This is a genomic window from Streptomyces laculatispora, assembly GCF_017353455.1.
In the GTDB taxonomy this organism is placed as follows: Bacteria; Actinomycetota; Actinomycetes; order Streptomycetales; family Streptomycetaceae; genus Streptomyces; species Streptomyces laculatispora.
Map to the genome: position 1 here is coordinate 1 of NZ_JAFMPZ010000660.1, position 11,359 is coordinate 11,359.

At 69.1% G+C, this 11,359-nt stretch carries 10 protein-coding genes; 1 reads left to right on the plus strand and 9 read right to left on the minus strand.

Annotated elements, in window-relative coordinates; translation table 11 throughout:
- The 9 genes from J1C73_RS34130 to J1C73_RS34170 form a co-directional block, all read right to left on the minus strand.
- On the minus strand, positions 1-475 hold a 475-nt coding region (locus J1C73_RS34130), incomplete at its 3' end, for an FtsW/RodA/SpoVE family cell cycle protein (protein WP_207319745.1).
- Complete coding sequence (gene mrdA, locus J1C73_RS34135) at positions 475-2,640, minus strand: penicillin-binding protein 2 (protein WP_207319746.1); 2,166 nt, start codon at positions 2,638-2,640, stop codon at positions 475-477. The genes J1C73_RS34130 and mrdA, both read right to left, overlap by 1 nt.
- Positions 2,641-2,701: 61 nt before the next feature.
- The gene (mreD, locus tag J1C73_RS34140; RefSeq protein ID WP_123470998.1) at positions 2,702-3,367 is read right to left on the minus strand and encodes a rod shape-determining protein MreD; all 666 of its coding nucleotides are present in this window, start codon (positions 3,365-3,367) and stop codon (positions 2,702-2,704) included.
- 11 nt (positions 3,368-3,378) lie between these two features.
- Positions 3,379-4,431 carry a rod shape-determining protein MreC gene (gene mreC, locus J1C73_RS34145; protein WP_207319747.1) on the minus strand — a complete coding sequence of 351 codons (1,053 nt, stop codon included), beginning with the start codon at positions 4,429-4,431 and terminating at the stop codon, positions 3,379-3,381.
- Positions 4,432-4,529: 98 nt separating this feature from the next.
- Positions 4,530-5,549, minus strand: a complete 1,020-nt coding sequence (locus J1C73_RS34150) for a rod shape-determining protein (RefSeq protein ID WP_024492993.1) — start codon at positions 5,547-5,549, stop codon at positions 4,530-4,532.
- A 294-nt stretch (positions 5,550-5,843) separates the two neighbouring features.
- Positions 5,844-6,257 carry a nucleoside-diphosphate kinase gene (ndk, locus tag J1C73_RS34155; protein ID WP_207319748.1) on the minus strand — a complete coding sequence of 138 codons (414 nt, stop codon included), beginning with the start codon at positions 6,255-6,257 and terminating at the stop codon, positions 5,844-5,846.
- 115 nt (positions 6,258-6,372) lie between these two features.
- Positions 6,373-6,729, minus strand: coding sequence for a DUF4233 domain-containing protein (locus tag J1C73_RS34160; protein ID WP_207319749.1), 357 nt, complete (start codon positions 6,727-6,729; stop codon positions 6,373-6,375).
- Positions 6,730-6,734: 5 nt separating this feature from the next.
- Complete coding sequence (gene folC / locus J1C73_RS34165; protein ID WP_207319750.1) at positions 6,735-8,258, minus strand: bifunctional tetrahydrofolate synthase/dihydrofolate synthase; 1,524 nt, start codon at positions 8,256-8,258, stop codon at positions 6,735-6,737.
- Positions 8,259-8,372: 114 nt separating this feature from the next.
- Entirely contained in the window at positions 8,373-10,994 is a 2,622-nt protein-coding gene (locus tag J1C73_RS34170) for a valine--tRNA ligase (RefSeq protein ID WP_207319751.1), read from the minus strand.
- 149 nt (positions 10,995-11,143) lie between these two features.
- Here J1C73_RS34170 and J1C73_RS34175 point away from each other — a divergent pair.
- On the plus strand, positions 11,144-11,359 hold a 216-nt coding region (locus J1C73_RS34175), incomplete at its 3' end, for a hypothetical protein (protein WP_207319752.1).

The following is an 11,359-nucleotide window of genomic DNA, read 5'->3' on the forward strand; positions in this document are numbered from 1 at the left end:
CGCCCGCGTCGACGCGGGCGGCGAGCAGCATCGCCATACCGAGGATGATCGTGATCTTGGTGAACTCGGAGGGCTGGAGGGAGAAGCCGCCGCCGATGATGATCCAGGCGTGGGCACCGTTGACGGTGGCGCCGAGCGGGGTGAGGACCGCCAGGACGAGGAGTACGGACAGGCCGTACAGGATCGGCACCGCGCCGCGCAGGGTGCGGTGGCCGAGCCAGATCGTGCCGACCATCAGGGCGAAGCCGATGCCGGTGTTGAGGGCGTGCCGGAAGAGGAAGTAGTACGGGTCGCCGTGGGTGAGCGAGTCCCGTCCCCGGGTCGCCGAGTAGACCAGTATCGAGCCGATGAGGGAGAGCGCGATCGCCGAGCCGAGCAGCGGCCAGTCGAGCCGGCGGACCACGGAGTCCCGGGCGGTGAACCGGCCCCAGGCCGAGCGCTCGGGAGCGTACCGCTGGACGGAGAAACCGGCCATCAGTCGCGCCTCCCCAGGATCGCGGCGAGCGTCTGCTCGGCCGGCGGCTTCTGCGAGTTCGGGTCGTACGGCTTGATCTTCGGGTTCTCGATGGAGCCGTCCTGCTGGATCTTCGGCAGGGACTTCTGCGGCGTCGGCAGCAGGGCCTTCTTGAGGTCCTGCTTGCCGGCGGCGTCGAGACCGTAGAGCGCGTTGTAGATGTTGCGCACCGCGGGCCCGGACGCGCCGGAGCCCGTACCGCCCTGGGAGATCGTCATGACGATCGAGTAGTCCTTGGTGTACGTGGCGAACCACGAGGTCGTCTGCTTGCCGTAGACCTCGGCCGTACCCGTCTTGGCGTGCATCGGGATCTTGTCCTGCGGCCAGCCGCCGAATCGCCAGGCGGCGGAGCCGCGGGTCGCGACACCCGCGAGGGCTTGGTCTATTTCGTTGCGGGTCTTGGCGGTGAAGGGCAGCTTGCCGTGCGACTTGGGCTTGATCTGCTCGACGGTCCTGCCGTCGCCGCTGACGATCGCCTTGCCGACGGTGGGGTCGTAGAGCGTGCCGCCGTTGGAGATGGCCGCGTAGATGGTCGCCATCTGGATCGGGGTGACGAGGGTGTCGCCCTGGCCGATCGAGTAGTTGACGGAGTCACCGGCGCGCATCTTGTCGCCTTCGAGGCAGTTCTCGTAGGCGATCTTCTCGACGTACGTGCCGCCCTTCTTGCCCTGCTTGCACCAGGCGTCGTGGTTGGCCTTGGCGAAGTTCTTCTTCCACTCGCGGTCGGGGACGCGGCCGCTGACCTCGTTGGGGAGGTCGATGCCGGTCTCCTTGCCGAGGCCGAACTGGTGGGCGGTCTTGTAGAACCAGTCGTTGGGCTTCTTCTTGGGGTTGTTGCCGCCGTCCTTCTGCCACTCCTTGTGCGCGATGCCGTAGTACACGGTGTCGCAGGAGACTTCGAGGGCGCGGCCGATGGTGATGTCGCCGTAGCCCTGGGACTCGTAGTTCTTGAAGGTCTGGCCGCCGATGGAGTACGAGCTGGGGCAGGGGTAGTTGCCGTTGAAGGGGTATCCGGCGTTGACCGCGGCGGTCGAGGAGATGACCTTGAAGATGGAGCCGGGGGCGGCCTGGCCCTGGATGGCCCGGTTCAGCAGCGGGAAGTTGGAGTTCTTGCCGGTCAGCTTGGCGTAGTCCTTGCCGGAGATGCCGCCGACCCAGGCGTTGGGGTCGTAGTTGGGCAGCGAGGCCATCGAGACGACCCGGCCGGTCTTGGCCTCCATGACGACGACGGCGCCGGAGTCGGCCTTGTAGTTCTCGCCGGTGTTCTTGTCGAACTCGGTGCGGGCCGTCTTCATGGCCTGGTTGAGCTCGTACTCGGCGACGGCCTGGACCCGGGCGTCGATGGAGGTGACGACGCTGGAGCCGGGCTCCGCCTTGTCGTTCTTCGCCTCGCCGATGACCCGGCCGAGGTTGTCGACCTCGTAGCGGGTGACGCCCGCCTTGCCGCGCAGTTCCTTGTCGTACGTGCGCTCCAGGCCGGAGCGGCCGACCTGGTCGGAGCGCAGGTACGGCGAGTCGCTGTCCTGGGCCTTGGTGATCTCGTTGTCGGTGACGGGCGAGAGGTAGCCGAGGACCTGGGCGCTGTTGGCCTTGCCGGGCGCGGCGTAGCGGCGCACGGCGGTGGGTTCGGCGGTGATGCCGGGGAAGTCCTCGGCGCGTTCGCGGATCTGGAGGGCCTGCTGGGTGGTGGCCTCGTCGGTGACCGGGATCGGCTGGTAGGGCGAACCGTTCCAGCAGGGCTGCGGGGTCTTCGCGTCGCAGAGCCGGACCTTGTCGATGACGTCCTTGGGCTTCATGCCGAGCACGTCGGCGAGCCGGGTCAGCACGCTCTTGCCGTCGTCGTCCATCTTCAGCAGCTCGGTGCGGCTGGCGGAGACGACGAGCCGGGTCTCGTTGTCGGCGAGGGGCACGCCGCGCGCGTCGAGGATGGCGCCGCGGGCGGCGGGCTGGACGACCTGCTGGACGTGGTTGTTCTTCGCCTCGTCGGAGTACTCCTGGCCGTTGCGGATCTGGAGGTACCAGAGGCGGCCGCCGAGGGTGAGCAGCAGGGAGAAGACGAGGACCTGGATGACGACGAGGCGGATCTGGACCCGCTGGGTCCGGCCCGTCTCGGGGATGTTGGTCACGGGGCGCCCCCGGTGGTGGTCGGGCAGGGGACCTGGTGGGCGGCCCCGGGGAAATGCAGCCTCACAGTCGCTTGACTCCCTTGATCCGTCCGGCGCGTGCTGCCCGGTTGCGGGCGGCCTTGACGCGCAGTCCGCCGCGCTGGCCGCCGATCCGCAGGCCGGTGCCCGCCGCGAGCCAGCCCGCCGTGGCGTCCTTGCCGCCGGAGGAGGACTCGGTGAGCGGGTCGTTCACCGTGCGCCTGGCCATCGCCATGATCAGCGGCACGGTGAACGGTGCGAGGAGCAGGTCGTAGACGGCCGCGGTGAACAGCAGGCTGCCCAGACCCACATGACGGGCGGCCGTGTCGCCGACGAGCGCGCCGACCCCCGCGTACAGCAGGGTCGATCCGATCGCCGCCGCGACGACCACGGCCATCGGCAGGAAGGCCGACTTGAGCTGGCCGTTCTCCGGCTTGGCCAGTCCGGCGAGGTAACCGATGACGCAGAGGACGAGGGCGTACCGTCCGGCCGCGTGGTCCGCCGGCGGTGCCAGGTCGGCGAGCAGCCCGGCGCCGAAGCCGATGAGGGCGCCGCTGACGTGTCCGTAGACGAAGGCCAGTCCGACGACGACCATGAGGAGCAGATCGGGCACCGCGCCGGGCAGCTGGAGCCGGGCGAGCACGGAGACCTGGACGACGAGGGCGATCACGACCAGGACGATGGAGAGCAGAGTCCGGTTGACGTGCATGGGGATCAGCTCTACCTCTGTTCGTTTACCGCGTTGTCGGCGTTCGGCGTGGCGTTCCCGCTGGGGTCCGGGCTCGGGCCGCCGCTGGGGTTCGCGCTCTGGTGGATGTTCCCGACGACGTTCCCTCCGGTGTCCACGATGTCGCCGTTGGGCGAGATGGTGACGGTGACGGTCGGCGTGGGCTTCGGCTTGGCGGGCTTGGCCTGCTTCTTCGGCAGGACCGTGTCGCGGGGGTCCTCGCGCGGGGCCTGGACGACGATGCCGACGATGTCGAGCTTGGTGAAGCCGACGTACGGACGGACGTAGACCGTACGGGTCAGGTCGCCGCCGGACGGGTCGACGCGGACGACCTCGCCGACCGGGACGCCGGGCACGAACGGCTTGTCCTTGCTGGACCCGAACGTGACGAGCCGGTCGCCCTTCTTGACCTTGGCCTTGCCGTTCAGGAACTGGACGGCCAGCGGGCGTGAGCCCTGGCCGGTGGCGAAGCCGAGTTCGTCGGTGGACTCCATCCGGGTGCCGACGGTGAAGTCGGGATCGTTGGCGAGGAGCACCGTCGCGGTGTCCGGGCCGACGGTGGTGACCCGGCCGACGAGTCCGTCCCCGTTGAGGACGGTCATGTCGCGCTTGAGGCCGTCCCTGGAGCCCGCGTCGATGGTGACCGTCCAGGAGAAGCCCTGGGCCGCTCCTATGGCGATGACCTCGGCGGCCTTGATGCCGTACTGCCCGGCGTCCGACTTCTTCAGCATCTTGTCGAGCTCGCGGACCCGGTTGCGGTTCTGGTCGTCGCTGCCGAGCTTGGCCTTCAGCGCGGCGTTCTGCTGCTCCAGTGCGGCGATCTTGTCGTGCCGGTCGCCGGAGGCGCGTACCGCCCCTATGGCGTTGCCCACCGGGTCGACGGCTGCCGCGACACCGTTCTCAACTGGTCCGAAGACCGTGGAGGCGGCCTGCCGGGCGCCGTCCACCGGCGACGCCTCACCACCGCGGATGTCCACCGTGATCAGTGCGAATGCGATGGCGATCAGCAGCACCAGGAGCAGCCGGCTCTCTCGTGTGTCCCTCACGTGCGGCGGCCGTGCCTTCCTCGTAGGAATGTTCGTGCCTGTATATCAACGATCCTCCGCGCGGAGCGGCAGCGTCCGCGCGGAGGGCCGTGGAGTTCCTACCGTCGGGGCTGGGCGTCCAGCACCTGCTGGAGCGCCTCGAACTCCTCGACGCACTTGCCGGATCCGAGCGCGACGGAGTCCAGCGGGTCCTCGGCGATGTGGATCGGCATGCCCGTCTCGTGACGGAGCCGCTCGTCCAGTCCGCGCAGCAGCGCGCCGCCGCCGGTGAGGACGATGCCCCGGTCCATGACATCGCCGGAGAGCTCCGGCGGGCACTTGTCGAGCGTCGTCTTGACCGCGTCGACGATCGCGTTGACCGGCTCCTCGATCGCCTTGCGGACCTCGGTCGCGGAGATGACCACGGTCTTGGGCAGACCCGAGACGAGGTCGCGGCCGCGGATCTCGGTGTGCTCGTCCTTCTCCAGCTCGAACGCCGAGCCGATGGTGATCTTGATCTGTTCGGCGGTGCGCTCACCGAGGAGGAGCGAGTACTCCTTCTTGATGTGCTGGATGATCGCGTTGTCCAGCTCGTCACCGGCGACCCGGATCGACTGGGCGGTGACGATTCCGCCGAGCGAGATGACCGCGACCTCGGTGGTGCCGCCACCGATGTCGACGACCATGTTGCCGGTGGCCTCGTGGACCGGCAGACCGGAGCCGATGGCCGCCGCCATGGGCTCCTCGATGATGTGCACCTGGCGCGCGCCGGCCTGCGTCGATGCCTCGATGACGGCGCGTCGCTCGACCCCTGTGATGCCGGAGGGCACACAGACGACGACTCGCGGGCGGGCCAGGTAGCGGCGCTTGTGGATCTTCAGGATGAAGTAGCGGAGCATCCGCTCCGTGATCTCGAAGTCGGCGATCACGCCGTCCTTCAGGGGCCGTACGGCAACGATGTTGCCCGGTGTACGGCCGATCATCTTCTTGGCCTCGGCGCCGACCGCCAGGATGCCGCCGGTGTTGGTGTTGATGGCCACGACGGACGGCTCGTTCAGAACGATGCCGCGCCCCCTGACGTACACCAGCGTGTTGGCAGTCCCGAGGTCGATAGCCATGTCACGGCCGATGAACGACATTGAGTTCCCCTTGTTCCCCATGAGGATGCGTCGGGCCTTCCCAAGCGAAAGCGTTTGATGGCTTGTTTTGGTAGGCGAGATGAGCGCTGCGGGCGTGGAAGCTTCCATCGTAGTGCCGGATACACCGACACAGCGCGAGGGTCCTTCGCCTTGCTGAGCAGAACGGGTGGCCGTCCCACTCATGGTGACGTTACGTCGGAGGGATGCGTTCCCGCGATCGGTCACCCTATGCCGAAGGGCGACCGAATTACTTCGGTCGCCCCAGGTCATGAGCGCTGTTTGGCGGAGCCGAGGTCAGGAAAGTCCCGGAAAGAACAGCTTCAGTTCTCGCTCTGCGGACTCCTCGGAGTCCGAGGCGTGGATGAGGTTCTCCCGGGTGATCGTGCCGAAGTCACCACGGATCGATCCGGGCGCGGCGGCGATCGGGTCGGTGGGACCGGTCAGGGTGCGGACGCCCTCGATCACCCGCTCGCCCTCGGCCACCAGGGCGACGATCGGGCCGGACTGCATGAACTCGACGAGCGGCTCGTAGAACGGGCGGCCGACGTGCTCGGCATAGTGCTGCTCCAGCGTGGCCCGGTCGAGGGTACGCAGCTCCAGCGCGGTGATCTTCCAGCCGGCCTTGCGCTCGATGCGGCCGACGATCTCGCCGACCAGACCGCGACGGACGGCGTCGGGCTTGAGAAGAACGAGGGTGCGCTGGGTCATGTGCGGCTCCTTGCAGGCATACGGGTGCGGTGAAGCGAGATTACAGGGGCGCGGTGACGGCCCGGCGGCCGGGTTTGACCGCCGGGCAAGGGCCGTGCTCCGACCGCGCGCCGGGTCAGCCGGCGGCGGGGGCCTGCGCCGCCTCCTGCGCGGCCCAGCGGGCCTTCACCTCGTCGATCTTGCGGCCGTAGTGCACCGAGGCCCACCACAGGCCGCCGAAGACCAGTCCGAGGACGAACATCATCGGCACCACGAAGCCGCTGGCGACCAGTGCGATCTGGAGCGCCCAGCCGAGCTGCACGCCGCCGGGGCGGGTGAGCACCCCGCAGAGCAGCACGGAGAGCAGCATGCCGATACCGCAGACCGTCCACACCGTCGCGGACGACAGGTCGTCGGACTTCATCGCGACGAGTCCGGCGAAGCCGATCACGAAGAACTCGCCGATCAGTGTCGATGCACAGAGCGTACGCACGTGGGTCAGCGCCTTCCCAGAAGCAGCCGGGCCTCGCCGACCGTGATCACGGATCCGGTCACCAGCACCCCGGCGCCCGCGTACTCGTCCTCTTCCTCGGCGAGGGTGATCGCCGCCTCCAGCGCGTCGTCGAGACGGGGTTCGACCTGGACCCGCTCGTTGCCGAAGACCTCGACGGCGACGGTGGCCAGGGCGTCCGCGTCCATCGCGCGGCCGCTGGAGTTCTGGGTGATGACGACCTCGGCGAAGATCGGCTCGAAGGCCTCCAGGAGCCCCCGGACGTCCTTGTCGCCACTGGCACCGACCACACCGATCAGCCGGGAGAAGCCGAACGCCTCGGAGAGCCCCTCGGCGGCGGCGCGGGCGCCGGCCGGGTTGTGGGCGGCGTCCAGGACGACGGTCGGACTGGAGCGGACGACCTCGAGGCGGCCGGGCGAGAGCACCGCGGCGAAGGCCTTGCGGATGATGTCGGCGTCGAGCGATCCGGACTGCTCGGCGCCGATCCCGAAGAACGCCTCGACGGCGCAGAGCGCCACCACGGCGTTGTGCGCCTGGTGGGCGCCGTACAGCGGAAGGAAGATGTTGTCGTACTCACCGCCGAGACCGCGCAGCGTCAGCAGCTGACCGCCGACCGCGACCTCCCGGGAGACGACACCGAACTCCATGCCCTCGCGGGCCACCGTGGCGTCGGCCGCGACGGCCTTCTTCAGCATCACCTGAGCGGCGTCGACCGGCTGCTGGGCCAGGATGACCGTCGCACCCTGCTTGATGATCCCGGCCTTCTCCACCGCGATCTCGCCGGGCGTGGAGCCCAGCCGGTCGGTGTGGTCCAGGGAGATCGGGGTGACGACCGCGACCGTGGCGTCGATGACGTTGGTCGCGTCCCAGCTGCCGCCCATGCCCACCTCGACGACGGCGACATCGACCGGCGCGTCGGCGAACGCCGCGTACGCCATGCCGGTGAGCACCTCGAAGAAGGAGAGCCGGTAGGGCTGCTGCGCGTCGACCATCTCGACGTACGGCTTGATGTCCTCATAGGTCTCGACGAACCGCTCGGCGTCCATCGGGGCGCCGTCCAGGCTGATCCGCTCGGTGATCGACTGGACGTGCGGCGAGGTGTAGCGGCCGGTGCGCAGGTCGAAGGCGCCGAGCAGGCCCTCGATCATGCGGGCGGTGCTCGTCTTGCCGTTGGTACCGGTGATGTGGATGGAGGGGTACGCGCGCTGCGGGTCACCGAGCACGTCCATCAGCGCGGCGATGCGCGCCACGGACGGCTCCAGCTTGGTCTCTCCCCAGCGCCCGGCGAGCTCCTGCTCCACCGCGCGCAGCGCCCTGTCCACCTCCGGATCGGTGGGGCGGGCGGGGATCTCGTCCGCCTGGGGCGGCCCGGAGGCGGCGCGCAGCGTCCGGCTCCCGGCCTCGATCACCGCCAGGTCGGGGTCGCGCTGGGTCGCTTCGTCGACGATCTCCGCGAAGGTCTCGTCGGAGTCGGACGCGTCGTGCCGGTCGGAAGGGCGGGGCTCACTCACAGGGCCAGTCTACGGATGAGCACCGACATCGCGCGCAGCACCCGGCGGCGGGCGTACGACGAAGCCCCCGCGCTCCCGGTCGGCCGGGTTCGCGGGGGCTCCGTACTCAGGCCATCAGCTCGTGGGCAGGGCCGCCAGCTGGCTGGTGATCCGCTCGATGTCGCTCTCGGCCTTGGCGAGCCGGCCGCGGATCTTGTCGACCACGTTGTCCGGGGCCTTGCCGAGGAAGGCCTCGTTGGTCAGCTTGCCGTTGGCCTGCGCCTTCTCCTTCTCGGCGGCGCCCAGGTCCTTCGTCAGGCGCTTGCGCTCGGCCTCGACGTCGATGGTGCCGGACAGGTCGAGCGCGACCGTGGCGCCCGCGACCGGCAGCGACGCGGTGGCGTGGAAGCCGTCCCCGGCGGGCTGCAGGCGCAGCAGCTGGCGGATGGCCGCCTCGTGCGCGGCGAGCGGCGTACCGGTCAGGTCCAGCTCGGCCGGGACCTTCTGGCCGGGCTGGAGGCCCTGGTCGGAGCGGAACCGGCGGACCTCGGTGACGACCTGCTGGACGAGCTCGATCTCCTTCTCGGCCGCGTCGTCCCGGAAGCCGCTGTCCTGCGGCCAGTCCGCGATGACGACGGACTCACGGCCGGTGAGCGCGGTCCACAGCGTCTCCGTGACGAACGGGACGACCGGGTGCAGGAGGCGCAGCATCACGTCGAGGACCTCGCCCAGGACCCGGCCCGAGACCTCGGCCGGCCTGCCGCCCCCGAAGAACGTGGTCTTGGACAGCTCGACGTACCAGTCGAAGACCTCGTCCCAGGCGAAGTGCCGGAGCGCCTCGCTGAGCTTGGAGAACTGGAAGTCGTCGTAGTACGCGTCGACTTCGGCGACCGTCTTGTTGAGGCGGGACAGGATCCATCGGTCGGTCACCGACATCTCGTCGGCGGACGGCAGCTCGCCCTCGATCGTCGCGCCGTTCATCAGGGCGAAGCGGGTGGCGTTCCAGATCTTGTTGGAGAACTTGGCGGAACCCTGGACCCACTCCTCACCGATCGGGACGTCGGTACCGGGGTTGGCACCGCGCGCGAGGGTGAAACGGAGCGCGTCGGAGCCGTACTTGTCCATCCAGTCCAGCGGGTTGACCACGTTGCCGAAGGACTTCGACATCTTCTTGCCGTGCTCGTCGCGGACCATTCCGTGCAGGACGATCGTGCCGAACGGCGGGACGCCGTCGTTGACGTACAGGCCGAACATCATCATCCGGGCGACCCAGAAGAACAGGATGTCGTAGCCGGTGACCAGGACGGAGTTCGGGTAGAACTTCGCGAGGCTGTCGGTCTGCTCGGGCCAGCCGAGCGTGGAGAAGGGCCACAGGCCGGAGGAGAACCAGGTGTCCAGGACATCGCTGTCCTGCGTCCAGCCCTCGCCGGTGGGCGCCTCGTCGTCCGGTCCGACGCAGACGACCTCGCCGTTCGGGCCGTACCAGACGGGGATGCGGTGGCCCCACCAGAGCTGGCGCGAGATCGTCCAGTCGTGGAGGTTGTCGACCCAGTCGAAGTAACGCTTCTCCATCTCCTGCGGATGGATCTTGACCTTGCCGTCGCGCACGGCGTCACCGGCCGCCTTGGCGAGCGGCTCGACCTTGACCCACCACTGGAGGGAGAGGCGCGGCTCGATGGTGGTCTTGCAGCGCGAGCAGTGCCCGACGGAGTGGACGTACGGCCGCTTCTCGGCGACGATCCGGCCCTCGGCGCGCAGGGCGGCGACGATGGCGGAGCGGGCCTCCAGCCGGTCCAGACCCTGGAAGGGGCCGGGGACGGTGATGACGGCGCGCTCGTCCAGGACCGTGAGGAACGGCAGGTCGTGGCGCTTGCCGATCTCGAAGTCGTTCGGGTCGTGCGCCGGGGTCACCTTGACGGCGCCGGTGCCGAACCCGGGGTCGACGTGGTGGTCGGCGACGACCGGGATCGTGCGGTCGGTCAGCGGCAGCTTGATGTGCCGGCCGACCAGGTGCTTGTAGCGCTCGTCGTCGGGGTGGACGGCGACGGCGGTGTCACCGAGCATCGTCTCGGCGCGGGTGGTGGCGACGACGATGGTCTCGTCGCCCTCGCCGTACTTCATGGAGACGAGCTCGCCGTCGTCCTCCTGGTACTCGACCTCGATGTCCGAGATCGCGGTGAGGCAGCGCGGGCACCAGTTGATGATGCGCTCGGCGCGGTAGATCAGCCCGTCGTCGTACATCCGCTTGAAGACGGTCTGGACGGCCTCGGACAAGCCCTCGTCCATGGTGAACCGCTCACGGGACCAGGCGACGCCCTCACCGAGGCGGCGCATCTGGCCGGAGATCTGGCCACCGGACTCGTTCTTCCACTTCCAGACGCGCTCGACGAAGGCCTCGCGGCCCAGGTCGTGGCGGGACTTGCCCTCCTTGCCGAGCTCGCGCTCGACGACGTTCTGGGTGGCGATGCCGGCGTGGTCCATGCCGGGCTGGTACAGCGCCTCGAACCCCTGCATCCGCTTGCGGCGGACCAGCGCGTCGATCAGCGTGTGCTCGAAGGCGTGCCCCAGGTGCAGGGAGCCGGTGACGTTGGGCGGCGGGATGACGATGGAGTACGGCGGCTTCTCGCTGTGCTCGTCGGCCTCGAAGTAGCCGCGCTCCACCCAGCGCTCGTACAGCTTCCCCTCTACCTCGGCCGGCGTGTACTGGGTCGGCAGTTCGGGGTTACTGGCTGGCTGCTGCGCTGCGTTCTCGGTCACGCGACACAGTTTAGGGCCGTCACAGTCGTGCGCTGAAACCGGTTTGTTGAGTAACGGTGTGCCTCCCGGTACCCCACCCCCGCGGACCTTCCGTCAGGATGTTCGGAACGCATAAGAATTATGAGCATCACGAACAGGGGAAACCGCAGATGAGCTTCAACCAGCCGGGCCCGTACGACGGACAGCCGCCCCAGGGCCAGCCCGGACCGTACGGCCAGCAGCCGGGCCCCTACGGCGGCCCGCCGCCGCAGGGCCAGCCGCAGGGGCAGCCCGGTTACGGGTACCCGCAGCAGGCCCCCCAGGGCGTCCCGCCGCAGCAGCAGCCCCCGCAGCCTGGCTACGGCTATCCGCAGGCCCAGCAGCCC

Coding starts and splice junctions, on each gene's coding strand:
- mreD (WP_123470998.1), bottom strand. CDS start 3,367: ATGCACGTCAACCGGACTCTGCTCTCCATCGTCCTGGTCGTGATCGCC.
- J1C73_RS34150 (WP_024492993.1), bottom strand. CDS start 5,549: ATGTCGTTCATCGGCCGTGACATGGCTATCGACCTCGGGACTGCCAAC.
- ndk (WP_207319748.1), bottom strand. CDS start 6,257: ATGACCCAGCGCACCCTCGTTCTTCTCAAGCCCGACGCCGTCCGTCGC.